Source organism: Pseudanabaena sp. CCNP1317, from assembly GCF_034931345.1.
Lineage (GTDB): Bacteria > Cyanobacteriota > Cyanobacteriia > Pseudanabaenales > Pseudanabaenaceae > Pseudanabaena > Pseudanabaena galeata.
In genome coordinates this window covers 16,230-41,784 of the sequence record NZ_JAYGIF010000095.1, presented here as the reverse complement: position 1 = coordinate 41,784, position 25,555 = coordinate 16,230, and the positions used below count along the sequence as shown (strand labels likewise).

Sequence of the window (25,555 nt, the reverse complement as noted above, 5' to 3'; positions counted from 1 at the left end):
GACATAAAACCCAAAAGATGAGTGGTGGCGCGAATCGCCGCCACTCATCTTTTGGGTTTTGATTTGTCCAATCTATCTCTTGCGTTGCTAACTACCACGTTCTGATCCCAATGTTGAGATTATTCCACAGTCTACTGAATTGTCTGAGCAGGCTTATCAATACTATCGACAGCAACCAGATAAGCAATATAGCCTTACGGATTGCGCTTCGATGGTGATTATGAAGGAAAAGGGGATTGATCCAGTCCTGCCCCACGCTCGCCATTTTCAACAGGAAGGTTTTATTGCTTTATTGAGAGATAAATAAATTGAAGTTTGTCCTTAATATTGGAGGGATATTTTCGCTAAGTAAAAAGTATATTTTCATGAGATGAGTAACAATTTCTTTTTTGTCTGCTCTCTATTTGCTCGCAATCTTGCGATCGCTTCTGACGGTTCTTGTTTTAACCGTTCTTGATAGTGCTGTTCCTGTGACTGCTCAAGGAGAAACATATATTCATCAATTTGAGAGCGATTACGCCAATAATAGGTAATTACGGCATAGATTTTTTCTAGGTTTAAGCTTGGCAATTCTTCTAAAATTTCTTTGGGGCTATAGCCGCTTAAATAGTATTTGATGACATCTTGGATGCCAATACGATGACCTTTGATGTGGATGTCATCTGGGCTTAGAAAATCGAAGTAGTCTTCTAAAAGCATAGGTATTGTCTCTTCTATGTGAATAATATCTTAGCTTATCTATATGATCGCCATCTTTATTCTTGCCAATCCTCAAGTTTTAATCCTTCAACACGCTCAAATTCTCTAGTGTTGTGGGTTACAAGGATAAGATTATTGGCTAAAGCGATCGCCGCAATCTGTAAATCATAGCTCCCAATTGGAGTTCCCAGCTTTTGTAATTTGGCGCGTATTTGTCCGCAAATTAGGGCTGGGGTTCTCTTTTCAACGGTTCTCCTTGCCATGCTCCAAATGTACTCAGAAATCGCTGTGACCATTGGCGCTTTTGAGTCTTCTGGACAATTTGATACACCAATAAAATATCTAGTTTTTCTCCTGAATGTTCGGGAAGTTGAATCTGAAGTATGCCTTTTTTATCAACTTGGGCTGTCGTTTGGATTGTTTGCATTGTCTTACTTCCTATGGATTTGGTTATTCTCTATCTCAAACATCTAAAACTCGAACTCGAGATAAACCTGCCTCTGTTGCAAGCTCGGGAAAATCTTGTTGTACTTGTTCAAGTGTTAAAGGTGGATCTGGATCTATATCAAGATTTGCTCCTATCAACCTAGCACAGCCATAATCTGCACGATGAATGTAGTTGTGATAGACAATGTATCGACCATCTTCAATTTGATAAAGCTCGTAAGAATGAGGACTCAAAGAATCTTTGTAAATAACATACTCGGCAATTAGTTTAGCTTTGAATCGAATAACTTCAATTTTTACAGGATAGTTTGCATAGTTAGACCAAAGAGTACCAATTTCCTTATTTACAAGTTGTATATCTTGACCGTTAGGAGTTAAATTTAAAGGATGATTTGAATCATTGTTAGGCTTCAGTGATGGAGCGTAGGTCTCACGATATTTCCACCAAGCATCTCGATGCTTTCTTAACTCAGTCGGTGAGTATTTTGTACCGCGAGGATGGCGTGGATTGTAATGTCCTGCTTCTGCATGACATTTGAAGCAAAGCACAATAGCATTTTCCAAATCATTAGAACCGCCGTCTGCCTCCTGAACTATGTGATGAACTTCTGCATTTCTACCTGCGTGTTCTTGACATACACAGCAATAACGCCCTGATTTAACTAGTGCAGTTTCTCTTACATCTTTCGGAAAAGGCATCGTGATAATTCTTAGCTACTAATTATTTAGTTAATTACTAACACAAAAAAGTCAATTTAGTATTTGATCTGTTTAATTTTGCTATGAGAGCCCCAAGGAGTAAGACAATTTAAAAGCATAAAAATTTGGCAAAAAAAAGGGACGCAAAGCGCCCCTTTTTTTATTGTGCAGTTGTTGGTAAGACTGCAACTGGTTTTGATATTGGAGCTTTAGCTTGGAGAAACTTGGTTTCTTTTACAGCTTGATTAGATAGAGAGAATAGAGGGTTAGATGCAATACCAGCGATCGCTGTAAAGATCAGCGTAAATACAAGCGCCGCTTGTAAAGGCTTCATACCCACCTGAGTCCATGTGATCTCAGGATAGTTGCGAATCGACTCAGACATTTCTTGAGGCTCCTTAACTACCATCATCTTGACAACGCGGATGTAGTAATAGAGAGAAACTACACTCATCACTAGGGCTAGTAGAACTAAGCCGTAGGCGTGAGCTTGCCAACCTGCCCAGAAAATGTAGAGCTTACCAAAGAAACCTGCGAGAGGAGGAATACCACCCAAAGATAAGAGGCAGACACTTAACGCAAGCGTTAATAAAGGATCTTTTTGGTATAAGCCACTGTATTCGCTGATTTGATCGGTTCCTGTGCGAGAAGCAAACAGGATCACACAGGCGAAAGCACCCATGTTCATGAATAGATACAAGATCAAGTAAAAGATCATGCTGGCGTAACCTGCTTCGGAGTCGATCGCCATACCGAGCATTACAAATCCTGCTTGACCGATGGAGGAATAAGCCAACATCCGCTTCATGCTAGTTTGGGCGATCGCCACCACATTACCCAAGACCATACTCAATACGGTCAATACGACAAACACGTAATGCCATTGCAGAGAAGCCAGAGGAAACGCGGTAATCAAAAATCTGAGCGCAAGTCCAAAGCCAGCCACCTTAGAGCCAATCGACAGAAAGGCAACTACAGGCGTGGGTGAACCTTCGTAAACGTCAGGAGTCCATTGGTGAAAAGGGACTGCCGAGAGCTTAAAGGAAACCCCTGCAATTACAAATACCATCGAGATGATGAGGGCTGTGTTACTAACGGTAATCTTTGAGGCGATCGCCGACAGAGAGGTTTCGCCGCCAGAAAGTCCGTAGAGCAAAGACATCCCATAAAGAAAAATCGCTGAGCTAGCTGCACCGACTAACAAATATTTGAGCGCCGCTTCATTGGAGCGCGGATCGCGTTTGGTATAACCCGACAGCAAGTAAGACGAAATACTAAGAGTTTCAAGGGAGACAAATACCATCACCATCTCGTCGGAGCCAGTGAGGAACATACCGCCGAGGGTAGCACTGAGCAAAATTACGAGATACTCGCCAACTACTACACCTGACTGCTCTAGATAACGTACCGAAACGAGAATCGTAAATAGAGCCGATAGGGCAATAATGCCACGAAAAATAATGCTGAGTTTGTCACTATTAAAACTGCCCAAAAAGGCGATCGGATTTTCTAAGCCCGTCCATTGCCAGATCAAAGCGACTGTAGAAGCCGCTAAACCTGCGATCGCAATATAGGGCAGAACATTTGCCGATTTTCGTCCTGATGCAATCAGATCGACAATCAATACGAGTACCAATGTCCCAATGACAATTAGTTCTGGCAAGATCGCACCACTATTGAGCAGAGCATTGAGACTTGCTGTATCCATACTTAATTCATGTGTTGTTGCTATGGCAATTGTATAGCAAAACTTGAGTCGCTCTAATTTCTTGTTCTCTTCTGCTTTGGTAGTAAATGCTTAAAGAGTTCGGCGATCGCTGATAGTCATTGATACGCCTTTTCCAAATCTAAAAAATAGAAATTAAGATCCAAGAATTAGTGGTGCGGCGATTCACACCACTAATTCTTGGATGAGATAGGAGTAGGACAAATTTGATAGAGTAAAATCTATGATAATCATAAAAATAATAGATTTTACTCTATTGATACTTGACTCTAATATATCAATAACAACCAATCAATCGTTCTCGGTACTGGCGATGACTGAAAATAAGCTAACCGAAACCATGAGGGAAAAGCTCCAAGCTTCGATTACCTACTTTAACAATCATTTGTGGCAAATGGACTATGCTCAATTCCAACAGAAAACCTATCCGATTGGCTCTGGTGTGACCGAAGCTGCTTGCAAGACCTTAATAAAGCAGCGATTATGTTGCTCTGGGATGCGTTGGAAGGACAAGGGGGCGAGCATAATTCTGAGTTTAAGATCTTTAGTTTTAACTTCTACTCGTTGGGAGCAATTCTGGGACAATCTCAATCAGTATGGGTTTCCTGTTGCTGTCTAAATAATTGTATTATATTGAGGTCGCACCCCTTGAAAACCTATGCGCGTATGCTTTTCTTGCTTTTTCAGGAAGCCCTAATTACTGATGTTACGTGGATAGAATTCCTACGATCATCTAAGTCTAGGGCTTGCCCTGTGGCACAGCCCGCTACAAAAATCTAAATTATTGGAGTAGGGGCAATCCCCCCGTGGTTGCCCTGTCGTGCTAGCAACAAGAGATTCATTATCTGAGTTCCACGTAACATCAGTAATTATTCTGGATTCAATTCTAAACCGCGATAGACTTGCTCGATGGGAAAGCTTAAGTTAATGCTTTTTAGTTCTACAGTGTCGCCTTCTTGGTAGTTAATGATAAGCCATTCGCCAGCGTCATTTTTATGGTATAAATCCATTTCGATACTGGTAGAACTAACTAATAAATAATCTTGTAAGTGTGGATTTTTGCGGTACAGTCTAAACTTGCCACTGCGATCGTATAACTCAGTACTAGGAGATAGAACTTCAACGATTAAGCAAGGATAGGTAATATATTTGGTTGTAGTTTTATCGCGATCGTCGCAGGTGACGCTGACATCAGGATAGGTGTAGTTATTTGTGCCAACAATATTAATTCTCAGGTCTGAGTTACCTGTTATACAACTACTAGGGTCTAAATGGGTGTCAACCATAGTCGCAAATCGAATTGCGATGCGGCTATGATTAACGCTACCACCGCTCATGGCATAAACTTGACCGTTAATCAGTTCGTGTTTTTCTAATTGCTTTTCTTCCCAAGCAAAGTACTCTTCTGGAGTTATTTGAGGAAAATTTTCTTTAATAGAAATCATTTTTTTGTAATGGATAATGGGTTTGATTTGATTAACTCTACAAGATTAGCGATCTACTGTACATTGTGATTTCTAAGCGATCGCTATTACCGTAAGTCGTGATTTCTAAGCGATCGTATTTCTAATAAGGTTTACTTTCTGGGTAGTATCTGAATGCAAAGTTAGTATCAATAGCTTCCTTAATTCTTCTGGGACAACAGAAAGAAATTTGAGGTGCATTAAGACCTAAACTTAACCCTCCTCGCCATATCAACTCTTTATTATCGGTTGTGATAAAAGCACTTGCTTGTAGAGCAATCGCTGCTAAAACCAATTCAAAGTCCTCATTTGGAATCAAGGAATCTTGAGCAAAAGACTGTTCCCAAAAAAATCCTTCAAATTGATACCAGTCTGAATTAAAAACTTCAAAATAATTAAATACAGTTATTCCATTGTTAGAAATCTCTTGCCTAATTTCTGAAAATGATTGTCTCATAGATGCTTTCCACTCACAAAAATCCTTTTGGAGAGATAGCGTTTCCTTGATTTCTTCTTGATCAGTTTGATCAGACTTATCACAGTATTTCTCAAAAAGATCTTCATAGGAATTAAAGAAATCCGACCACATCCATTCTTCGCATAAATTAAACCAGTAGGGGGTATTTGCTTTTTCGGTGAGGTTAGTTTTCTTAAAAAGTCTCTGCCCAATATCGTTGATATCACCCTTTGTAAACCTTTTTAACGGATGTCCATCACTTTTGGGGGTCTTACCATCCTTTGTAGTTCCTTTAATCATTGAATACAATTCATACACGCATTTTGAGAAGGTAACAGCTTCGATTCCTGACTCCTGCAAACACTGAATCACGAGTTTACCATCAGATTTATTACCAACAATCTGTGCTAAAACATTAGTATCAATGAATACTCTTCTTGTTGGTGGATAGGGAGTTTGAAGCTTTTTAGGAGTATGGACAACTCTTTCGATGGCTCTAGATAAAAGCTCTTCAGGTGATAGTTGCAAAATTTCAGATTTAGTTTGTAAAGCCAACCAACGTTCATCTGAGATTTGAATGCTAATTGATTTCATTGATGTTGATTACTTATTTTAAAGTTTTGCTCTTTCTCCATGAGTTATGATGCTACAACATGAGAGGCAAGAAAAGATTATCTAGTTCAGATTTATAATTTAAATGTAATGTTGTTCGACCAGTTTTAAGCTGCTACTTTTATTGAGCCGTAATCACCTCATTACTGTGTGTGACTTCTGCCAGTACTGTAATTCATAATTTCTAGGCGATCGCAAGTATCAAACCGACCCTTCTAATTTGCTTTAAAGAAAGCCTTGCAAAGCAAGGCTTTCTTTAAGCGAATTAGAAGGGAATCCGAAATACTCGACCACCGCCAGTACTTTCTGTGACTTGCCACACTAACCCTTGATCGCCAGTGTCTCGCCAAGACTGTTGGAAGACAGAGAGAGTGCCTTTAGCGGTTTCTCCTGCATTCACCACGTTTTTGCCAGACGCACTGATGAACTGAGAGGAGACTGTCTTTCCATCAGCATTGGTTGTTTTCGCAAATATAGGTACAAATCCAAAGGACTGACCGCTATTGTTGACGATTTCTACATTCATTATGTATCTACCGCTTGACTCAACCTTACCTCCATTAATGTTAATGCTCACATTGTCGTTAGTTTGCCCTGCAACTACAGCCACCTTGCCTAAAGTTGGCTTGTTACTGGGTTTGGAAGTAGGAGTTGGAGCATCTGTAGAGGGTAGATCTTTAGCTTCCGATTTACAGAATGCACCCCGCGCTGCAATTAGAGCTTCAATATTCTCTAATGAATAGCGGTTGTAGTTGCGGTTCTGGACGGCTGCTTGTAAATATCTCACTCGTTCTGAAGAAGCAGGATGACTATCTAGCCAACCTGTCTGCCGATCTTTCTCATAACCACGCCAGCGATCAAACACACGATATAGTCCATCCGCAGAATAGCCTGCTGAAGAGAGAATGCGCGTGCCTAAGAAATCAGCTTGTTGTTCAAGCGATCGCCCAAATGCAAGTTCTGGCTTGAGATACTCCAAAAATGTATTGATCAACCCTACTTTTTTTAAAGCTCTAGCTTTGGTTTCGGTAATAATCTTTTGATAGGAATGCGAAAAGACAGCGTGAGCAATTTCATGACTGAGAATACCAGCTAGCTCAGCTTCCGATTCCATATCGGCGATCGCACCTGTATTGATGAAGATCTTGCCCCCTGGCAGCGCAAAAGCATTGAGAGAATTGTCTTGGATGATGTTGAACTCATATTTAAAGTCATCCCGACCCGATAGCTTTGCTAATTTCTGTCCAAGGTTGTTGATATATTCCGTCAGTTTCGGATCAGTTACTAACGCCACACTCTGTTTGATTTCGGCTGCGCTTTCTTCGCCAAATCCCGATTCTCCTTTAAAAATCTGCTCAATGATTTTGCGATCACCAGAAATAATTGCTGTGATAAATGACTCATTTTTGAAGTCATTGATAAACTGATTCATGTAATCATCAGCCAGCTTCTTATATTTAGGAGCGTCAGGATGTTCGGGATAGTTAAGCGCAAACTGACGGGAAGCAATGGAAGCCTCTACCTCCATCTTTTTGGATATGAGTAGTTTGAGTAATGGCTCTAATAAATCCACGCGATCGGGATAAATGCCATAGGCGCGATCTAAGGTTTGGATTGCTTTGTCTGGTTGATTCCAGCGTAGGGATGCCTCCGCGAACTTGATATGCCCAGTAATAAATTCGGGGTAATTGTCGGATAGCTTCTCCAAAGCAATCAATGCCTTAGTTGACAGTCCAGCCTCTAGTCCTTCTTCAGCATTCTGCCAAAACACCTTAGCGCCACTCGCTAGATTATCCACATTTCTTGTCGGTGGATTAGGAGCAGCTACGTTGGGGAGCGCTTTTTTCACAGATTGTTGCAATTTGACCGCTTCAGCGAGATTGTTACTTTGAATCAATCGATCTGCTTGAATTAGCACCGCCACACGTCTATTTCTTTCAATTGCTTCCGCATTGCCCAAAGATACTTCGGGGATCTTGATGCAATTACTTTGATTTTGTGACTCAGCTTGACCAACGAAAAGAAACGAGATCAATAAACCAGTACAGAATAGTGACATCCACCTCAAGACTGTTCGGCGATAGACAGAGAAGATAGGCACAATAAAATCCTAAAACTAACTAAATTATAAGTAATTCTAAATTTTTCAAACCTATCAAATTGTAAACAATCGTTTATTTTATATAAATGCACTACATTATTGATTTATCTGCGAATAAGTACAGCAATATGATCTTTAAGGCTTTACACAAAGGTTTCTGCTCTTCTGTTTGGTTGTTGCCCCTTTCGATTGGTATATATGGAACTTGGACGCATCTGGGGCTAACATCTGCGGCAATGGCTCAAATTAGCTCACAAGAAAGTTCCGAAAATACTTTAAGAACAAAGTCATCGGATGCTGACATTCTGCAAAAGAACGGGAGTGCATTACAGAAAAAAGGTCAACTTAGTTCTGCATTAGAGGCTTTTCAGCAAGCACTGAAGCTTAGCATCGCAGGACAGGATCGGACTGGACAGACTCAAGCATTGAATGGGATAGCCTCTGTTTACAATGACTTGGGGCAGTTTGTGCGGGCGATAGAATCCTATGAACGCGCCCTCAAAATCAGCAAAGAAACCAAAGACTCATTGAGTGAGAGCAGCATTCTCAATAACATGGGCATCGTCTATCGCAACTTGGGACAGTTCGATCGCTCGATTAAGCTCTATCAAGAAGCCCTCAAACTTCAACAAAAATTAGGCGATCGCTTTGGTATTGCCAGAACAATTAACAATTTGGGGCTGGTCTATCGCAACAACAAAGAATATGCTAATTCTCTAGATTATTATCGACAGGCTCTAGCACTTACCAAAGAATCGGGCAAAAATCCCGCAGGTGAAGCCGTAATTCTCAACAATATCGGCTTTCTATTGAATGAGCGTGGGCTGAATGCGGAGGCATTCAAAAGCTATCAGCAATCCCTAGAAATCAGCCAAAAGTTAGCAGATCGGGTCAATGAAAGTATCACTCTCGGCAATATTGGTCTGCTTTACAACAGCCAAGGACAGTTTGAAATCGCGCTTGGTTACTATCAACAGGCTCTAGCCATTAGCCGTCAAACAGGCGATCGCGCAGGTGAGGCTAAGCTCTATCAGCATATTGGCTTACTGCTCAGAGAACGAAAACAAAATGTTTTGGCGATCGCCTATCTCAAGCAATCAGTTAATATCTATGAAGAGATTCGGAAAGATCTCAACTCCCTAGCGCGACAGGAGCAAAAACTCTACGCCGACACAATTGCGCCAGTATACCGTCGTCTGGCGGATTTACTTTTGCAGCAGGATCGGGTGATCGAGGCACAGCAGGTGATTGATCTACTCAAAGTGCAGGAAGCGGATGACTACCTCAAAAATGTCCGTGGCAATGAACAAACTGCCAAGGGCGTAGAGTATCAGCCTGTAGAAATGCAAATGATCAACTTGAACAGAGAACTTGCTGATTTGCAAGTATTGGAAAATCAGAACAAGCTCACTCCTCAGCAAAAGGAACGATTAACCTCTCTCGTCAATCAAGAGAAAGAAGCTAACCGACAATTCAACGCTTTTTTGAATAGTGCAGAAGTGCAGAAGCTAACTACGGAGCTAAATAACGATATCCAACAGCAAAATGTGAATCTCAAAGCGATCGTTAACCTTCAAAAAGAACTCAAGCAGTTAAACGCAGTGATTATTTATCCCCTAGTACTGGAAAACAGGCTAGAAATTGTATTAATCACTCCTTCATCTCCGCCAATACATCGTGCTGTTCCAGTCAGACAAAGAGAGATTAGTGCGGCTGTCGATAAGCTTCGATCAGACTTACGAGATGCTGATAGTTTTGATTTCAAAGATACTTCGCAGCAGTTTTATAAATGGCTGATTGCCCCCATCGAAGCTGAATTAAAACAAGCGAATGTGCAAACAATCATCTATGCTCCTGATAGTCGATTGCGCTATATTCCCATTGCGACGCTCCACGATGGCAAGCAGTTTCTGGTTGAGAAATACAAAATCAATAACATTACGGCTAGTTCACTGACGAACTTTAATCGACTTGCAACCAATCAAACGAAGGTATTAGCTGGAGCTTCAACAACGTCTCATAGTGTGAATGTGCTAGGTAAGACTATTTCTTTTGGTGCTATTCCTGCCACCCAAAAAGAAGTCAAAAATATTGTCAGCACGTTCCCGAATGTAACGGAGCTAGTGGATCAAAGTTTCACAAAAAACTCAACTAAAACGGGTACAAGTTCCCATACGATTATTCATTTAGCTACTCACGGATCATTTAATGCAGGTACACCAGATGAATCTTTTTTGATCTTTGGAGATAGCGATCGCCTGACATTAAGAGAGATTGAGACTTGGGCGCTTAAGGGCGTAGACTTAGTGGTTTTGAGTGCTTGCGAGACAGGAGTCGGCGGTAAATTAGGTGATGGAACAGAAGTGCTAGGATTGGGCTATCAATTTCAGAATGCTGGCGCAAGAGCCGTAATTGCGTCTCTATGGATAGTTGATGATGGCGGTACTCAGAAACTAATGGATGCCTTTTATGCCAATCTTAAGAAAGGTGTTTCCGCTACCGAGTCGTTACGCTTAGCACAAGTAGCATTAATTCAAGGCGGCGAACCCTTCGATCATCCTTACTTTTGGTCTGCTTTCTTTCTAATTGGCAATGGGCTATAAGATGCCAAAGCAGCGCTTCGCGCCGCCTAATAAGTAGGTTTGTAGTTTGTAGGATGCGTTAGCGATAGCGTAACGCATCATCTATAACCAATTGATGCGTTACGTTACACTAACGCATCCTACAAATACTACTTATTAGGCACAAAATGGCTTGATTTTGTGCTTTGGCATAAGTGGCTATAGCGATAGTTGCTAGAATGAAGTAATCAACTAAAAAGATTAAAAGGTTTATGTCATCAGCGATCAGTGTGGAAAAATTAGTCTCCGATGCTAAAGAGACCGCAAGCAAGCTAAAAATCGACAAATTCGATATTTATGGTGCAATCGTCGATGAAACTAGTGCTGAAGTCGATAGCGGCGAACCTAAGCAAGTATCAGCCTCTAACCGCGCTAGCATCACCGTGCGGGTTTGGAATGATCAGGGAACCGTTGGCGTTACTTCTACCACCAATATCGATCGCCTTGGTCTAGAACTCGCACTTCAAAGCGCCCACGAGGCAAGTTTCTTTGGGGCTAAGGAAAATATTCCTGATTTTAGTCCCGAAGCGATCGCTGATATCCCCTCTCGCGAAGCACAGACTGCACCACAAACAGCGATCGAGCAGCTAGTCGAGACCCTCTTGGGCGCAGAAAAAGAATTACTAGCGAAACATACAGCGATCGCAGGTGTTCCCTATAATGGCTTATCTCAACGCGATGTCAGTCGCTTCTATTTGAATAGCGCTGGTGCAATGCGAAATGAGAGTAGTTCCTATAGCTCTATCTATCTCTATACTAAAACAGAAGAGGAAGATAGAAAACCTCGCAGTGCTGGTGCGTATCGAGTCAGTCGTAGTTTTGAAGGTTTAGATGTCAAGGGTTGCATTGAGGAAACTGCGGAGAAAACGATTAGTCATTTAAACTATGACAAAATCAAATCTGGCAAATATTTAGTTGTGTTTTCCCCTGAAGCATTTTTGAGCTTAATCAGTGCTTTTTCTAGCCTCTTCAATGCTCAAAGTATTCTCGACAAAAATAGTCTCTCTAGTCCCGAATCCATCGGCACACAGATCGCATCACCACTATTAAATGTTAGCGACGATGAACTTCATGTGGGAAATGTGGGTGCATCAACCTTTGATGGAGAAGGCACTCCCACACGCCGCACTCCGTTAATTGTGAATGGAGTTTTAACCAATTTCCTACATAGCTCTGTCACCGCAAAACGTTTAGATGCTAAACCCACAGGCAATGGGAGCATTGGCTCGAAGGTTTCAGTCAGTCCTAACTTCTTCCACGTTGAGCGTAGTAGCGAGGCTAATGCATCCAATGAGAAGGTCTACGATTTGGCAACGGCTGAAAATGTAATTTTAATTGATGATCTGCAAGCGCTTCATGCAGGTGTGCAAGCTTCGCAGGGTTCTTTTTCGTTACCCTTTGACGGCTGGCTGATCAATAAAGGCGATCGCGTTAGTGTTGAGTCGGCTACGGTAGCGGGTGATATTTTGGACTTGCTAAAGGCGATCGCCTATGTCGAGCCAGAAGTAAAAATTACGCCTTCAGGTGTCGCGCCCCAAATTTGGGTAGAAGGACTATCCATTACAGGCGAAGCTTAAGAAAGTGGGACACCTTGTGTCCCACTTTCTAGGTTTTGGCATTGTATAAATTGGTATTAGTCATTTGAGCGCCATCAAAAATAGCCTCTTGCAAATTAGCCCAACTCAAGTTTGCGCCTCGTAAATCTGCCCCACGTAGATCCACTTTGCGTAAATCTGCACCCTTAAGATTGGCATGACGCAAATTTGCCCGATGCAGATCAGCACTATTCAAATTGGCATAACTCAGGTCTGCCCCAGTAAGATTAGCCCGACAAAGTTTAGCGCTAGCTAAGTTGGCTTTGCTCATGTGGGCGTGGCTAAAGTCAACCTTGTGAAGATCGATCGCCTGTAAATCGACTCCCACTAGAACAACATTAGAAAATACTTTGCGCCCCGTTCGATATATTTGCAAAAATTCTTTAGCATCCATTAATTGATTAGCCTTAGCAAAAGTCTATTAGTTATTGTATTGTACAAACAAATTTTTAAAAGCCCTACTATAGCAGTTTTCAAATGAGCGTGGTACGAGCGTCACATTCGTAAAACCAGCCAAAGAAGTCAGATTCGGAAACAGTATTGAAAGCGAGAGTGATAGCCGCATGAAGCTGCTCAGTGGTTCTCGGAGCAATCGAACGCAGAATGGATTTGACTTTTGACCAAAACATCTCAATCGGTGATAAATCCTTACGGTTCGCTGATTTTTGAAAGAGGTGGAGAGATAGGGTTAAAGTCAGAGGATGAGCAAAATATACATGGGAAGAACGCCGATTAGTTGTTTATTCCTTTTCCCACGCCAAGTCAGGGAAAACTGCTCTTCAGGCTCGTATCGATAAAACCAAAAAAGAATTAGAGTCATTGAATCAGCCTTGTCGAGGCAAGAAACCATGCTCAGACCTCGAAAGCTTTACCAAATTAGCAACTAATATAATTACTCACAATCGCGTTTAGTCTTTATTTGTGTTAGATTTTCAGGAACACATTGAACAACGGGCTCAACGAGCCTATGGGGACAGACCAGCTAGGCTGATTGAGAAACGTCGGTTTCAAGTCGATTATACCCTTGACAGCAATGCGCTTGACACTCAAATGCAGGCGTTGGTCTGGCGCGTATATGCCACCAACTATCCCTCATCCGATTTGTCTCTTGCTCAGGCTGTTGCTGTCTACCGTCAGGAATATTTAATTGAGCATGGTTTCGGGCGACTCAAAGGTCAACCTCTCTCTTTGGCTCCTATGTTTCTCCAACGAGAAGACCATATTAAAGGGTTGATTCGTCTTCTCTCCATCGGCTTACGGTTACTCACTCTTGTCGAGTTTCAAATCCGTCGCCCTCTCTTTCTGGAATAGAATTCTATGGAATCGAACTCTATGCCCATTTGACCGATCTTTCTCCTCTTCAGCAAAAAATCTTACAGTTACTAAACTTTCCTCTTGAGATTTATACTCGCCTTCTCTTACAATCTGATTACCCTCCCTAAAATTCAGCGAACTGTAAGTATGCAATTTGCAGCAAAACTAATGGCAAATCACTACGAAGTGAGAAAAGTCGCATGAATGGGATGAATAGGTGTTCTCGTTTGTTGAGATTGAGTTGGGGCGATCGCCTTCACTTTAACTCCAGAAATGACTATTTAACAATGTGTCGATATCACGATCAAACTGCCAATCGGGAAAGTCATATTGTGGATAATCTTCTCTAACTTCCTTGAGTGCATCTTGCCAAATCTTATCAAAAATTTCAGGCAAATAATTCTTCAGACTAGGAGACTTTTCTAAGCGCCGTCTAATTTGCTTACGCTGTTCTCTAATAGTTCTTTCCCAACCATTGTAATCATTGACTAGAGGAACATATAACCGCTTCAAAATATGAGATAGCAATACATCCAATCGACTCTCTAGCTCATCCCGATAAGAACGCCCCAAATCTTCAATCTCTTCTATCAAATTTTCAAAGTCTACATGATCAAAATCTCTAGCTTTTAACTTAGCTATAGTCTCCTGAGTCCAAAGAAGGTAGTCAGATTCATATAAGGATTTTCTGGCAATTGTCTGAGTCATTGATTTGTAACTCCTTTGATAAATCCAACACTAACATTATCGTACACAAGACAATTTAGCGATTTAGCGATCGCTTTTTGATAGGTTTTGTTTGAGGCGATCGCACTTTTTGGCGATATTTTAACCACAACTGCCACAGTCTAGCACTCCACAGTCTAGCACTCCACAGTCTAACCCACTGCAATCCATACCAGACAGACAATCAGCATTACCACAGTTCAAATCGGGGCAACTTAGTTCGGGACAATCCATCGCTTCAAAGGGATTATTACAGTTCTGATCATCCCCACAATCCGATGGAATTAGATCAAGTCCATGTCCGCAGTCAGAACAGTCAACATAATCGCAGCGATCGCAGTTATTATTCCCTCCTCCACTATCGTTGTTGTTAGCTTGTCTCCGTTTATGGCTCCATTGTGAACCACCTAGTTTATGTTTGCTTGCGGCATTAGTTTCTTCAGAATCCTCAGGTACATCGGGAGTTTCCTGCTCCCCTGACTCAATGGCTAGGGTATTGGAAGGCAAACGACTTGCATAGTACTTCTTCCTAGTTCTACATTTTGCTCTACGATTTTTTAAAATTTCATTAGCTTCCCGACATTCTTGAAATCGCTCCTTAGCATTCGCGATCGCTGTTAAAATTCCCTCTTCTGCAATCACGCGCTTAAAATATTGTGAACAGGAATCACAGCCATACAATACACGATGGGCACAAGAAAAACCTTTATGGGGCGAGATAAATTTTTGATAACCACTAATGGCAGTTACTGCTAAACCGCGTGTTGACCTGTTAATGATATTAGTAATGATCGGTATTTTGACAGGGATTCTCTTCTGCATTTGTCGCCATCATTGAGTCAATTACACTAAAACACAAAATGGCTATGCCACTTTATTTTTTTAAAACTCTCACTGGGTTTAATTAATACGTAGCTAGGCATAAGTAAACTAAAAACCTAGAAAGCTGTCACGCCCGCTACGCGGTCGGGACAGCTTCTGATTTTAGGTTTTAATTATAGTGTGCTACTTACCAAATTTGGCTATGATACAAGAAGCATTGGGGTAGCCTCCAGAAATCTTAATATTTCTTCCCATTAAAACCAGAAAGAGAGGATCGCCGATCCCATCTTTCTGGTTTGCTACAAACAGCATTTATTGAACTCGCGTTAAAATAGGCAAAGAAAACATCTAAAGGAGACTAGCCGTGATCGTAGTAACCAAGATTGGTACACCCGCAGAAGAAGTTGCGAGGATCTGCGAAGAACTATCTAGTTGGGGATTATCACCAGAGAAAATTGTGGGAAAACATAAAGTTGTATTGGGACTAGTGGGTGAGACAGCCGATCTTGATCGCCATCGCATCGAGGAACTAAGTCCTTGGATAGAGTCAGTTTTGCGGGTAGAACGCCCCTTTAAACGCGCTAGCCGTGAATATCGCCAAAATGAATCGAGCGTGGTAATTATACCTACGCCTAATGGTGATATTGCGATCGGCGAAAATCATCCCTTAGTGACAGTTGCGGGCCCTTGCTCCGTTGAAAACGAAGAAATGATCGTGGAAACTGCCTTGCGTGTGAAAGCATCAGGGGCGCAGTTTTTGCGGGGTGGAGCCTATAAGCCACGGACTTCTCCCTATGCCTTTCAGGGACATGGTGAGAGCGCTTTGTCTTTGTTGGCGGCGGCGAGAGAAGCAAGTGGCTTAGGGATTATTACGGAAGTAATGGATACTGCTGATATTGAGAAAATTGCTGAAGTTGCTGATGTGCTGCAAATCGGTGCTAGGAACATGCAGAATTTCTCGTTGTTGAAGCAAGTGGGAAAACAGAATAAGCCGATTCTGCTCAAGCGTGGATTAGCGGCTACCATTGACGATTGGTTAATGGCGGCTGAATATATTCTTGCTGAAGGAAATCCCAATGTAATTCTTTGTGAACGTGGGATTAGAACTTTCGATCGCGAATATACTCGCAATACTCTCGACTTATCTGCGATTCCTGTATTACGCAAACTAACGCATTTGCCGATCATGATCGATCCTAGTCATGGTACAGGTTGGTCAGAGTATGTGCCATCAATGAGTTTGGCAGCGATCGCTGCGGGTGTCGATTCCCTAATGATCGAAGTTCATCCTAATCCTAAGCGAGCTTTGTCTGATGGTCCTCAGTCACTTACTTTTGATGATTTTGATAAGTTAATGATTAAAATCAATCGCATGGCACAAGTAATGGAGCGCGCATAAACAAAGAAGGCGCAAAGCGCCTTCTTTGTTGAGAGAACTATGAATTTACCCTTTATTTACGATCGCACAATTCATTTTTGCGACACTGATGCGGCTGGAGTGGTCTATTTTGCTAATGGATTATCAATTTGCCATGAAGCCTACGAAGCTTCGCTAGCAGCATCGGGAATTGAGCTTCAATCTTTTTTTCGAGGTGGTGCGATCGCTGTGCCAATTACCCATGCAAGTATTGATTTTTTTAAACCAATGATTTGTGGCGATCGCATTGCGGTTTCGCTAGTAAAAACTTTGTTAAGTCCTGATTCTTTTCAAATTGAATATCAATTATTTTTTGATCTAGAAAGCGGCGAAAAAAAGGCGATCGCTAAAGCCTTAACTAAACATATTTGTATTGATTCCATCACTCGAAAGCGGTGTAATCTATCCCAAGACCTCATGAAATGGATTGAATTGAATTAATGACAACAATTTTACGTGATTGGAGCTATCGCTATCAATGGTTTTATGACACTGTATCGGCTCTTGCTGCAATTAGTGTTGGTGGGGAAAAGCGATTTCACCGTTTATTTTTAAAAGATTTGCAAATCAATCCTGATGCGAAAGTTCTTGACCTTTGTTGTGGTGCAGGACAGGCAACAAGGGAACTAGTTAAGCATTTCCAAAATGTTACGGGCTTGGATGCCTCCCCGATCGCCATTAAACGCGCCAAGCAAAATGTGCCACAAGCGGAGTATGTAGAATCTTTTGCTGAGAAAATGCCTTTTAGCGATCGCACTTTTGATCTGGTACTCACGAATACAGCCATGCATGAGATGGACTCAGAGCAGTTACAGCAAATCATTCAAGAAGTGCATCGGATTTTGACACCTGAAGGACAGTTTATCATTATTGATTTTCATCGCCCTATTAATCCCTTGTTTTGGCTACCTATTGCGACTTTCCTGTGGCTATTTGAGACAGAAACTGCATGGCAATTAATTAAAACCGATTTGTCACAGCTTTTGAGTAAATCTGGTTTTAAAGTTGAGTCTTGCCAACTTTATGCTGGTGGTAGTTTACAAGTTTTGCGATCAAGCAAATAAACATGAGAGGATATCCCGTTATGCGGGATATCCTCTCATGTTTATTTATGCGTGTCTACTTAGTTAAGGAAAATGCGATAATTCTTACCTATCAGTTATTAGCTTTATCACTTATGTTACTTGGAACTCAGAAAAACTTTTTGCTGCTAGCAAGACAGGGCAACCACGGGGGGATTACCCGTACCTAAATAATTCTAAATTCAGTAGGGGCTGCGCCCCCGTGCTAGCCCCAGATTTTTGCTACATCAGGAATTCCTTTCACGCAACATAAGTGATCATCGTGACTTCAATCCCCAAACGAGTTTTATTCATTAGTAACGGTCACGGTGAAGACCTAAATGCTTGTGAAGTTCTCAAAGCCTTGCGTCAAAAATATCCAGAGGTAGAGACGATCGCCTTGCCGATTGTTGGTGAAGGTAATGCCTATCGACGGGCTGGTGTGCCGATCGCTACTCAGACAAAAATCTTGCCATCGGGGGGATTTGCTTATATGAGTGTGCAGAAACAGATTGCAGATTTTCAATCTGGCTTGATTAATCTGACTTGGCAACAAATTAAGGCGGCGCGAGAATGTGGTAAAACCTGTGATTTTGTGTTTGCGACAGGTGATGTTGTGCCTGCGCTATTTGCTTATCTGACGGGGTTGCCCTATGCCATGTTTTTAGTGTCATCATCGGCATTTTACGAAAATCGGTATGTTCCGCGTTGGCTACAAGCTCTAATGATGCGATCGCCACGATGTCGCCAGATTTTGACCCGCGATGCTTATAGTGCGGAACTGATTAGAAAAAGAGGCTATCAGAATACGAGCTTTGTCGGTTATCCAATTATGGATGTATTGGAACCGTCGGGCAAAGATTTAGCTTTGAGTCCTGATGTGCCAGCGATCGCTTTACTCTCAGGAAGTCGCTTGCCTGAAGCTGCCGAAAATCTCGTATTGCAATTGCAGTTATGCGAAAAGATTGCTCAAGAATATGCGCCTCACCCTGTCCAATTTCGTGCGGCGATCGTCCCAAGTGTTGCCCCTCAATTACCTGAACTAGCTGTCCAAGCAGGTTGGCAATATGCTGATGGCAAAATGTACCATCCAAAAACAAATATCAGTGTTCTTTGTTTTAGTGATGCTTTTGCGGATATTTTGCATCATTGTGACTTAGCGATCGGGATGGCGGGAACTGCTGTTGAGCAGATGGTCGGCTTGGGAAAACCTGTGATTCAAATCATGGGAAATGGTCCCCAATTTTCCTATCGCTTTGCGAATGCACAGGAACGGTTGTTAGGTTTATCAGTACAAACGATTGGGAAGGAACCAGCTACTCTCAAAATTTTGCAGGAAGCGGCTCAATGTGTAAAGCGAACTCTCAGCGATCGCGATTATTTGGAACGCTGTAAACAAAATGGAATGGAACGGGTTGGAGCAAAAGGTGGTTCTGAGAGATTAGCTGATGCGATCGCGCAAATATTGGCAAAGTCTTGTTAACTTTTAGCATCAAGAAAGCATTGCTTAACGCGGATTGCGATCATGTAACGACTCTAAAAGTTTTTTGGATTCTGTTCTGCTGTAATAACCTGCATTTATCTGCATAACTCACCTATATGGGATGCTAATCGGACAAATACAGGTTATTACGCAAAATAGTTTGTGTTATCAAGAAAGATTCTGTATAGTTATCATAATCAAGGTAATTATGCTGAAAGTTTCAGTGTAGTTACTAGTTATGCGGCTAGGTCTTTGGTGGGGGCACAACCAACGGTTATCTGTTAATTCACCTAAATTTGAGCATCTAGAAAGAAATGTCTATTTGTCGCCTTTGTGGACTTGAAAAACAACTCATAAAGGCTCACATAATTCCCAGAAAATTATATGAACCTATTAGAGAAGCTAGTATTGGTGAGTCACCTAGCGATCAAGTCCCAAGGATGTATGTAGTTGGAACGGAGCAAAAATCAAAGCAATTTCAGAGTGGAATATATGACACGTCTATCTTATGTAAAGAGTGCGATGGTCATTTGATAGGTGTGTGGGACAATTATGGTCAAAAGTTTTTACTCAATCCTTCATTTTCAGAAAATCGCCTTTTTGATAATCTTGGAAAGCTTGCTGTTTATAGGATTGAGGAATTTGATTATAAACAGCTTAAACTCTTTTTCATGTCGATATTGTGGCGAGCAGCGATTACGAGCGATCTGTTTTTTGCCCAAATCAAACTTGGTTCTTGGGAAGAAAAACTGAGGAAAATGATCTTATCTCAAGAACCAGGCAGCGAAAACGATTTTTCAGTAGTCCTATTCAAATACGAAGGAGATTTGAGCGAAATCATGCAAAACCCTACTAGACAGAGACAAGATAAAGTTAATTACTATCGCTTTAGATTTCCAAAATATGGGTTTTTAATAAAGGTAGATCAGCGAAATTTTCATTCTGACTTGCTTCCCTTTGTCATCAGTCCCAATCATCAATTATTAATACATGTCATGGAGTACAAAAATTCTAAAGAATACGAGCGAATTTTGGATGTCAGAGATAAAATTTCTAATTGAGTGATGTCGCCGCATAACAACCTTGGTGCAGCGGATTGTCAAAGTTTGCTTTGAAAGCTGCAAAGTTTATTAGCAAACGCTGACCAAGAAAGTTATGCTATACCGATAAGTCGATTGATTTCGTTGGTTTTTAGAGAGTGAATGTAAAGTCTTTGACTAGCATTCCTGAAACGAGGATACTGCTAAGAGATCTATCTCGCTTCGTAATGCCATCGATGGGGGATGAATTCATGAAGAACGTTTGTATCATGTCATGTCAGTGATTCTGCCTCTACTGCGATCACTTCAATTCAGCTATAAACCGCACAATTTTAGTAAGGCTCATCGAAACTGGTTTAGTGGTCTAGGCAATTGGAGATCCCAACACACCGCCAGAAGGGACTTTAGATACAGAACTTTGTGAGGATGATCGACTAAAATGGCACTAGAATCTTGTATGCCTAAATAACCACTATGCTTACGACATCCCACACATATGTCTTACCCCTATCGACAAATACTCATGGCACAATTTTAGTCAGTAATACTCGCGTAACACTCGATAAAGTTATCTTCAGTTTTAATCAAGGCGCAACGTCATAAGAAATAGCATCTCGCTATCCCTCACTTGAGTTGTCTGATGTCTATAGTACAATTGCTTTCTATCTTGACCATCAGCAGGAAGTAGAAGAATATTTGCAACAGCGTCAGCAAAAAGCGCTGGAAGTACGCAAACAAAATGAGTTGAGATTTGACACCAAAGGTTTGCGCGATCGCTTACTCGCCCGTCAAGCAGCAAAACATCCATTCTCTCAATACCCCATAAAGAATCTAGGAAATTCCTATGCAAATCAAGTATTTGATGGATGAAAATCTCCCACCAATTTATCAAATACAGCTACGACGGAAAGAACCTGATTTAGTGGTCTGGGCAATCGATCATCCTTCGCTGGATGACGAATATCGCGATCGCCTTCAAGTAACTTTACGCAAAGAACTAGACTCAGCAGAGATCACCGCATTAACATGATGCTCTACTAGTGAACCATCTTCACGATCCTGAATGTTGGCATGATAAGAATGACTCAAAGCACCAGACAGGCGATCGCACCGCAACACCTCCCATACTTCAGGCACTTCGCTTATCTCGACTAGTCGCCACTTCCTCAAGCAATCGCATCGCCTCAACAGAAACAAGCATGTCACCACAAGAAGAAACTCTTTTTTTATGGCTTTTTATCTGGTAGTTTTACAAATACGCGATCGCCGACTTTTGCACCACTTAAAATTTGAGTCTGATTATCCACCGTTGTCCCAATCGTCACGGGTTGAAATTTGGACTTTCCCTTTTCATCAGCAATTAATAAACCTGTTTGCCCTTCTTCCGTGACGATCGCCACCGTCGGCACAACCAACGCACTATTAATTCTCTGACCAATAAAGCGCAAATCAGTATTCATACCCGATTGCAACTTATCTTTGCCAGTTTCTAAGATTACCCGCACTTGGAAGGATGTCACATTCTGCTCAATGATCGCTTCAGGCGCAATCAAACGCACTTTGCCCTTAAACACCTCAGTTGGAAAAGCATCAGCAATAATTTCTACTTCTTGACCAACCTTAATTTGGGAAATATCCACTTCAGGGACTTTAGCAATGATCTCTAAGCCATTAGCGATCGCCACAATCGAAGTCGATGTTGAAGAATTGGTTGCCGAAGCAGTTGTTGTCGGTGTGACAAAGGCTCCTGCATTGGCATATTTTTGAGTGATGATGCCCGCAAAGGGAGCGCGAATAATCGTATCTTCGATCTGGACTTCGATGATTCTGATACCAGCGATCGCTTGAGCAAGTTGTGCTTCAGCTTGGGCAATATCTTCAGCACGGCTACCATTGCGGGTTTCTTCCAATAGACGAGTTGCCTCCATCAGATTGGCTTGAGCCGTTTGCAAGTCCGCCTGAGCGCTGCGATCATCAGTTACAACCTCATCAAAGCGATCGCTAGAAATGGCTCCTTCAGTTTGTAAACCCTGAAAACGAGTTGTTTTCATGTTGGTTAAGGCTAAGCGCGATCGGGCTGCATCTAGACGACCACGAGCAGCATCCACCCTCGCCTGAGCGGCTGCAATATCTTCAGGACGGCTACCATTACGTAATTTAAGTAAATTAGCTTCACTTGCCGCCGCATTAGCCTGAGCCTGATAAAGCTGCGGGATCAAGTTTGCATTGTCCATTCTAGCGATGACTTGCCCCCGATTAACTCGCGCCCCTTGCTCAACCAATAGCTCAATTAGTTTTCCTGCCTGCTTGGGACTGAGGTTGACAGTTTCAATGGGTACAACAGATCCGCTAGCTTTAATTTTGATATCTAAAGACTTAGACTCAACTAATTGAGTTTGGTCATTAATTGATGTTCGGTTTTGATTCATGCTAGCCAAAACGCGAAAGGCTGTAAATCCACCGCCTAGCACAACGACGAGTAAAACTACAACGAACCAAGGCTTTGTCCAAAAACTTTTGGGCTTTTTATTTTCTTGTTTGGGGGAAACAGTAGTTTGCATCGAGATTAAGCCTGATCGAAGCTGACGGTATGAAGAATTATATCTATAGCAATTACCAATTAAACGAACCACAAGGAATTTTTTGAAAGTGTTGTATGACAACACTTTCAAAAAATTCCTTGGTTTGGGTTTAAGGGAAGATCGCTATATATAAGTAAGTTATGGTATAAGCGTTAATTTTGCATCACCCCTCAGCATCATTGCTACGGGATTAACACAATAACCCCAAGAACAAAGGTAACGCGAAGCGTTACCTTTGTTCTTGGGGTTATTGCAACCCTCAAAAAACGGTATATTAGCAAAAGCAAGGACTCAAAGAGACGCAGAAAATTTGTAAATCCACTCGTAAATTTATATTTGGGGGTTAATAACCTTGTGAGTCAGCCTGTCACAACTTGGGATGAAAAACCACATATCGTACTTCATGGATCTCAAGGTACGATGCAGATTCCCCTTGTGAATGCATATTCTTGGACGTTAGGGCGCGGCTCAGAAAATGATATCCCCCTATCGGATAAATGTGCATCGCGCAACCACGCCATGTTTCAAATTGTTGGAGAAAGTAGTTATTTTCTGATCGATCTTGGTAGTCGCAATGGTTCATTTGTGAATGGACGACGGGTGACCATTCCCATCAACTTAAAAAATGGCGATCGCGTCACCCTTGGCGAAACAAATTTAGAATTTTATTGTCCTGAGACGATTACTTCTCCCGATACTAGCAGTACGCAAAACGAAGAAAATACCGATGCGGCGGCGACGGCGATGCTGCATAAGCGGCAACTAATTACAGTTTTAGTAGTTGATATTCGGGATTTCACCAAACTGACTCAGCAAATGGATGAGCATATTCTCTCAGAGGCGATCGGCACATGGTTTCGCCGAGCTGGTGAGATCATCGATCGCCATGGTAGCTGGGTAGATAAGTACATTGGTGATGCGGTGATGACTGTCTGGATTCACGAGGCTGGCAAGGGTTCAGATACTGTGGCTACCCAAGATATGCTCAAAGTCTATCGCGCTCTCTATGAACTGTATGAAATGAGCAATGAACTCAATCAGCAGTTTGAATTACCCTTTCAATTGCGTGTAGGTGCAGGGATAAACACTGGCTATGCCATGGTTGGACAAATGGGAACTAGTGAGCATCCAGACTATACGGCTCTTGGCGATACAGTGAATGCAGCTTTTCGATTGGAGTCCTCAACTAAGCAGTTGGGCTTGGATGTAGCGATCGGTTCGGCAACTTATAGTCATACGCCCTATGCGGCGGTATTACTACCACTTAAGCAATATTCTGTGGAGCTTAAAGGCTATACGACTCCCACGATTACCTATGCTGGCACGTTTAACGAATTAGGAACCTATATCCAGAAGCTAGACGCAGATTAAAACTATCAAAGAAAGCCCTCCTTTGGAGGGCTTTCTTTGATGATCCTATGGCGACTATTCACTGATGTTACGTGGAACTTAGTTGATGAATCTCTTGCTGCTAGCGCGACAGGGCAACCACGGGGGGATTGCCCCTACCCCAAAATTTAGAATTACCGTAGGGGCTGAGCCCCCGTGCCAGCACTAGACTTATGCGATCACAGGAATTCTATCCACGTAACAATAGTATTTAGATAATGTAGGGATTTGGTTTCCAAATCCTCTTTCAAATAAGATTAAAAAAAGTAATGGCAGCGCTTCGCGCTGCCATTACTTTTTTTAATCTTTGAAACTATTAGAGGCTAAATCGAGAGTCACTTGGCGCAGTTGTAAATAATCCATAGGATCAACGGCAGTTCTGCCATCAGGTTGAATTTCAAAGTGCAGATGTGGCCCAGTGCTGCGTCCTGTAGAGCCAACTTCCGCGATCGCTTGTCCCTTGCTCACAACTTGCCCTTTTGATACAAACACCCTGTTGGCATGGGCATAAAGCGTCAACGCACCATTCTCATGGCGCAACTCGACCACATTGCCATAGCCCCCGTTTGACCATCCCGCATAGGTGACTACACCACTTGCCGCCGCAAAAATTGGTGTACCAGTGGGAGCCGCAAAATCAACGCCTTTATGCAGTTTTCGTTCCCCTGTGATTGGATGCACACGCCAGCCGAACCCAGAACTGATTGCTGCGCCTGTAACTGGGAGGGAAAAATCAGAAACACTATTAAGATCGATCGCTGCAATACTTTGGGGAAGTTGCATCGTCCAATGTCCGGGTTGTCTGGATTTGAGGCGTAAATCTTGAGGATTGAGGGTGACTTCGGGCGAAAGCTCTACAACCATTCTGGTGGTATTGGCATCAACCTGTCCGACGCGCACCGATTGCACTCCGCGTCCGACGCGCCGCCTTACCGTTGGGCCCTGATAGACAATCCCTGGTAAGTCAATCACGATGCGCGTGGGATTATTAATCACAGTTCCCTTCGGCTCAATATCTTTTTTGAGCGAAAATTCGATCTTGCTATCGGTTAAATCATAGACGAAGGTTTCGAGACGATTGGCCTGTGCTATGGGTGTTGCGAGCGTAACACTACCAGCAAAACCACACAAAGTTAGTGATAACAGGCGTATATTCAGGGATTGGGATTTATTGGCTGACTTGCGATTAGACAATAAATTAAAAAACTGGTGGGAGCGAGACATAAAGTTTTGCATGGGAACGTTGCGCTGTAGGACAGTTGAGACCAAGCTACAAGCCATCCAAAAATGTACAAAAAGCC

The 25,555-nt window shown here is 42.2% G+C and carries 25 protein-coding genes and 3 pseudogenes; 14 read left to right on the top strand and 14 right to left on the bottom strand.

Annotation, left to right across the window (positions count from 1 at the left end; all coding sequences use genetic code 11):
- Positions 1-139 precede the first annotated feature (139 nt).
- Positions 140-307, top strand: coding sequence for a hypothetical protein (locus VB775_RS15955; protein WP_281007733.1), 168 nt, complete (start codon positions 140-142; stop codon positions 305-307).
- 56 nt (positions 308-363) lie between these two features.
- On the opposite strand, the gene VB775_RS15950 is transcribed toward VB775_RS15955, so the two are convergent.
- The 5 genes and pseudogenes from VB775_RS15950 to VB775_RS15930 form a co-directional block, all read right to left on the bottom strand.
- Positions 364-699, bottom strand: coding sequence for a DUF433 domain-containing protein (locus VB775_RS15950; RefSeq protein WP_281007734.1), 336 nt, complete (start codon positions 697-699; stop codon positions 364-366).
- 56 nt (positions 700-755) lie between these two features.
- Positions 756-929: pseudogene (locus VB775_RS15945) on the bottom strand (PIN domain-containing protein); the annotation flags it as partial.
- Positions 923-1,126: a hypothetical protein gene (locus tag VB775_RS15940; RefSeq protein ID WP_281007736.1), complete on the bottom strand. Its 204-nt coding sequence runs from the start codon at positions 1,124-1,126 to the stop codon at positions 923-925. The gene VB775_RS15940 and the pseudogene VB775_RS15945, both read right to left, overlap by 7 nt.
- Positions 1,127-1,161: 35 nt before the next feature.
- Positions 1,162-1,845 (bottom strand): HNH endonuclease, encoded by a 684-nt coding sequence (locus VB775_RS15935; protein ID WP_281007737.1) that lies wholly within the window; start codon positions 1,843-1,845, stop codon positions 1,162-1,164.
- Between the two features lie 160 nt (positions 1,846-2,005).
- Entirely contained in the window at positions 2,006-3,553 is a 1,548-nt protein-coding gene (locus tag VB775_RS15930; protein WP_281007738.1) for an NAD(P)H-quinone oxidoreductase subunit N, read from the bottom strand.
- Positions 3,554-3,932: 379 nt separating this feature from the next.
- Here VB775_RS15930 and VB775_RS15925 point away from each other — a divergent pair.
- Positions 3,933-4,190: pseudogene (locus VB775_RS15925) on the top strand (ISKra4 family transposase); the annotation flags it as partial.
- A 250-nt stretch (positions 4,191-4,440) separates the two neighbouring features.
- Here VB775_RS15925 and VB775_RS15920 read toward each other — a convergent pair.
- The 3 genes from VB775_RS15920 to VB775_RS15910 all read right to left on the bottom strand — a co-directional run bounded on the left by VB775_RS15920 (position 4,441) and on the right by VB775_RS15910 (position 8,204).
- Positions 4,441-5,016, bottom strand: a complete 576-nt coding sequence (locus tag VB775_RS15920; RefSeq protein WP_281007739.1) for a Uma2 family endonuclease — start codon at positions 5,014-5,016, stop codon at positions 4,441-4,443.
- Between the two features lie 121 nt (positions 5,017-5,137).
- Complete coding sequence (locus tag VB775_RS15915) at positions 5,138-6,085, bottom strand: hypothetical protein (RefSeq protein ID WP_281007740.1); 948 nt, start codon at positions 6,083-6,085, stop codon at positions 5,138-5,140.
- 283 nt (positions 6,086-6,368) lie between these two features.
- Positions 6,369-8,204 (bottom strand): M48 family metallopeptidase, encoded by a 1,836-nt coding sequence (locus VB775_RS15910; protein ID WP_281007741.1) that lies wholly within the window; start codon positions 8,202-8,204, stop codon positions 6,369-6,371.
- Between the two features lie 86 nt (positions 8,205-8,290).
- Here VB775_RS15910 and VB775_RS15905 point away from each other — a divergent pair, with 86 nt between their 5' ends.
- Both VB775_RS15905 and VB775_RS15900 read left to right on the top strand, forming a co-directional pair.
- Positions 8,291-10,807 (top strand): CHAT domain-containing protein, encoded by a 2,517-nt coding sequence (locus VB775_RS15905; RefSeq protein ID WP_281007742.1) that lies wholly within the window; start codon positions 8,291-8,293, stop codon positions 10,805-10,807.
- Positions 10,808-11,037: 230 nt separating this feature from the next.
- A complete protein-coding gene (locus VB775_RS15900; protein WP_281007743.1) occupies positions 11,038-12,402 on the top strand; it encodes a TldD/PmbA family protein in 1,365 nt (454 codons plus the stop codon).
- Between the two features lie 28 nt (positions 12,403-12,430).
- Here VB775_RS15900 and VB775_RS15895 read toward each other — a convergent pair whose 3' ends face one another.
- Positions 12,431-12,814 carry a pentapeptide repeat-containing protein gene (locus VB775_RS15895; protein ID WP_281007744.1) on the bottom strand — a complete coding sequence of 128 codons (384 nt, stop codon included), beginning with the start codon at positions 12,812-12,814 and terminating at the stop codon, positions 12,431-12,433.
- A gap of 527 nt (positions 12,815-13,341) precedes the next feature.
- On the opposite strand from VB775_RS15895, the gene VB775_RS15890 reads away from it, so the two are divergent.
- Positions 13,342-13,731 (top strand): transposase, encoded by a 390-nt coding sequence (locus VB775_RS15890; protein ID WP_281007747.1) that lies wholly within the window; start codon positions 13,342-13,344, stop codon positions 13,729-13,731.
- A 264-nt stretch (positions 13,732-13,995) separates the two neighbouring features.
- Here the strand turns inward: VB775_RS15890 and VB775_RS15885 are convergent, their stop codons facing one another.
- Genes VB775_RS15885 through yidD form a run of 3 tightly spaced genes read right to left on the bottom strand, consistent with a single transcriptional unit; the run spans position 13,996 to position 15,282 of the window.
- Positions 13,996-14,442: a DUF29 domain-containing protein gene (locus tag VB775_RS15885; protein WP_281007748.1), complete on the bottom strand. Its 447-nt coding sequence runs from the start codon at positions 14,440-14,442 to the stop codon at positions 13,996-13,998.
- Positions 14,439-14,579 (bottom strand): hypothetical protein, encoded by a 141-nt coding sequence (locus VB775_RS15880; protein ID WP_281007749.1) that lies wholly within the window; start codon positions 14,577-14,579, stop codon positions 14,439-14,441. The genes VB775_RS15885 and VB775_RS15880 overlap by 4 nt, the downstream gene beginning before the upstream one ends.
- Complete coding sequence (gene yidD / locus VB775_RS15875; RefSeq protein ID WP_281007750.1) at positions 14,563-15,282, bottom strand: membrane protein insertion efficiency factor YidD; 720 nt, start codon at positions 15,280-15,282, stop codon at positions 14,563-14,565. The genes VB775_RS15880 and yidD overlap by 17 nt, the downstream gene beginning before the upstream one ends.
- A 364-nt stretch (positions 15,283-15,646) precedes the next feature.
- On the opposite strand from yidD, the gene aroF reads away from it, so the two are divergent.
- From aroF to VB775_RS15830, 8 genes and pseudogenes are all read left to right on the top strand, one after another.
- Entirely contained in the window at positions 15,647-16,681 is a 1,035-nt protein-coding gene (gene aroF / locus VB775_RS15870; protein WP_281007751.1) for a 3-deoxy-7-phosphoheptulonate synthase, read from the top strand.
- Between the two features lie 39 nt (positions 16,682-16,720).
- Positions 16,721-17,140, top strand: a complete 420-nt coding sequence (locus tag VB775_RS15865) for an acyl-CoA thioesterase (RefSeq protein ID WP_281007752.1) — start codon at positions 16,721-16,723, stop codon at positions 17,138-17,140.
- Positions 17,140-17,763, top strand: a complete 624-nt coding sequence (locus tag VB775_RS15860) for a class I SAM-dependent methyltransferase (protein WP_281007753.1) — start codon at positions 17,140-17,142, stop codon at positions 17,761-17,763. Before VB775_RS15865 ends, VB775_RS15860 begins: the two co-directional genes overlap by 1 nt.
- Before the next feature lie 280 nt (positions 17,764-18,043).
- A complete protein-coding gene (locus VB775_RS15855; RefSeq protein WP_281007754.1) occupies positions 18,044-19,243 on the top strand; it encodes a lipid-A-disaccharide synthase-related protein in 1,200 nt (399 codons plus the stop codon).
- A 314-nt stretch (positions 19,244-19,557) separates the two neighbouring features.
- A complete protein-coding gene (locus VB775_RS15850; protein ID WP_281007755.1) occupies positions 19,558-20,304 on the top strand; it encodes a hypothetical protein in 747 nt (248 codons plus the stop codon).
- A gap of 453 nt (positions 20,305-20,757) precedes the next feature.
- Positions 20,758-21,084 (top strand): annotated as a pseudogene (locus VB775_RS26520) (DUF433 domain-containing protein); the annotation flags it as partial.
- A gap of 43 nt (positions 21,085-21,127) precedes the next feature.
- Positions 21,128-21,313: a hypothetical protein gene (locus VB775_RS15835; RefSeq protein WP_281007758.1), complete on the top strand. Its 186-nt coding sequence runs from the start codon at positions 21,128-21,130 to the stop codon at positions 21,311-21,313.
- 10 nt (positions 21,314-21,323) lie between these two features.
- The gene (locus VB775_RS15830) at positions 21,324-21,530 is read left to right on the top strand and encodes a hypothetical protein (RefSeq protein WP_281007759.1); all 207 of its coding nucleotides are present in this window, start codon (positions 21,324-21,326) and stop codon (positions 21,528-21,530) included.
- Here the strand turns inward: VB775_RS15830 and VB775_RS15825 are convergent.
- Entirely contained in the window at positions 21,510-22,844 is a 1,335-nt protein-coding gene (locus tag VB775_RS15825) for an efflux RND transporter periplasmic adaptor subunit (RefSeq protein ID WP_281007760.1), read from the bottom strand. The genes VB775_RS15830 and VB775_RS15825 overlap by 21 nt on opposite strands.
- 375 nt (positions 22,845-23,219) lie before the next feature.
- On the opposite strand from VB775_RS15825, the gene VB775_RS15820 reads away from it, so the two are divergent.
- A complete protein-coding gene (locus tag VB775_RS15820) occupies positions 23,220-24,236 on the top strand; it encodes an adenylate/guanylate cyclase domain-containing protein (RefSeq protein WP_281007761.1) in 1,017 nt (338 codons plus the stop codon).
- Positions 24,237-24,554: 318 nt separating this feature from the next.
- Here VB775_RS15820 and VB775_RS15815 read toward each other — a convergent pair whose 3' ends face one another.
- Positions 24,555-25,478 carry a peptidoglycan DD-metalloendopeptidase family protein gene (locus tag VB775_RS15815; RefSeq protein ID WP_281007762.1) on the bottom strand — a complete coding sequence of 308 codons (924 nt, stop codon included), beginning with the start codon at positions 25,476-25,478 and terminating at the stop codon, positions 24,555-24,557.
- Between the last annotated feature and the right edge of the window lie 77 nt (positions 25,479-25,555).

Excerpts from the sequence above, each read along its gene's own strand:
- VB775_RS15950 (WP_281007734.1), bottom strand. The coding sequence starts at position 699 with ATGCTTTTAGAAGACTACTTCGATTTTCTAAGCCCAGATGACATCCAC.
- VB775_RS15940 (WP_281007736.1), bottom strand. The coding sequence starts at position 1,126 with ATGCAAACAATCCAAACGACAGCCCAAGTTGATAAAAAAGGCATACTT.
- VB775_RS15935 (WP_281007737.1), bottom strand. The coding sequence starts at position 1,845 with ATGCCTTTTCCGAAAGATGTAAGAGAAACTGCACTAGTTAAATCAGGG.
- VB775_RS15930 (WP_281007738.1), bottom strand. The coding sequence starts at position 3,553 with ATGGATACAGCAAGTCTCAATGCTCTGCTCAATAGTGGTGCGATCTTG.
- VB775_RS15920 (WP_281007739.1), bottom strand. The coding sequence starts at position 5,016 with ATGATTTCTATTAAAGAAAATTTTCCTCAAATAACTCCAGAAGAGTAC.
- VB775_RS15915 (WP_281007740.1), bottom strand. The coding sequence starts at position 6,085 with ATGAAATCAATTAGCATTCAAATCTCAGATGAACGTTGGTTGGCTTTA.
- VB775_RS15905 (WP_281007742.1), top strand. The coding sequence starts at position 8,291 with ATGCACTACATTATTGATTTATCTGCGAATAAGTACAGCAATATGATC.
- VB775_RS15900 (WP_281007743.1), top strand. The coding sequence starts at position 11,038 with ATGTCATCAGCGATCAGTGTGGAAAAATTAGTCTCCGATGCTAAAGAG.
- VB775_RS15895 (WP_281007744.1), bottom strand. The coding sequence starts at position 12,814 with ATGGATGCTAAAGAATTTTTGCAAATATATCGAACGGGGCGCAAAGTA.
- VB775_RS15885 (WP_281007748.1), bottom strand. The coding sequence starts at position 14,442 with ATGACTCAGACAATTGCCAGAAAATCCTTATATGAATCTGACTACCTT.
- yidD (WP_281007750.1), bottom strand. The coding sequence starts at position 15,282 with ATGCAGAAGAGAATCCCTGTCAAAATACCGATCATTACTAATATCATT.
- VB775_RS15865 (WP_281007752.1), top strand. The coding sequence starts at position 16,721 with ATGAATTTACCCTTTATTTACGATCGCACAATTCATTTTTGCGACACT.
- VB775_RS15860 (WP_281007753.1), top strand. The coding sequence starts at position 17,140 with ATGACAACAATTTTACGTGATTGGAGCTATCGCTATCAATGGTTTTAT.
- VB775_RS15850 (WP_281007755.1), top strand. The coding sequence starts at position 19,558 with ATGTCTATTTGTCGCCTTTGTGGACTTGAAAAACAACTCATAAAGGCT.
- VB775_RS15835 (WP_281007758.1), top strand. The coding sequence starts at position 21,128 with ATGCAAATCAAGTATTTGATGGATGAAAATCTCCCACCAATTTATCAA.
- VB775_RS15825 (WP_281007760.1), bottom strand. The coding sequence starts at position 22,844 with ATGCAAACTACTGTTTCCCCCAAACAAGAAAATAAAAAGCCCAAAAGT.
- VB775_RS15815 (WP_281007762.1), bottom strand. The coding sequence starts at position 25,478 with ATGTCTCGCTCCCACCAGTTTTTTAATTTATTGTCTAATCGCAAGTCA.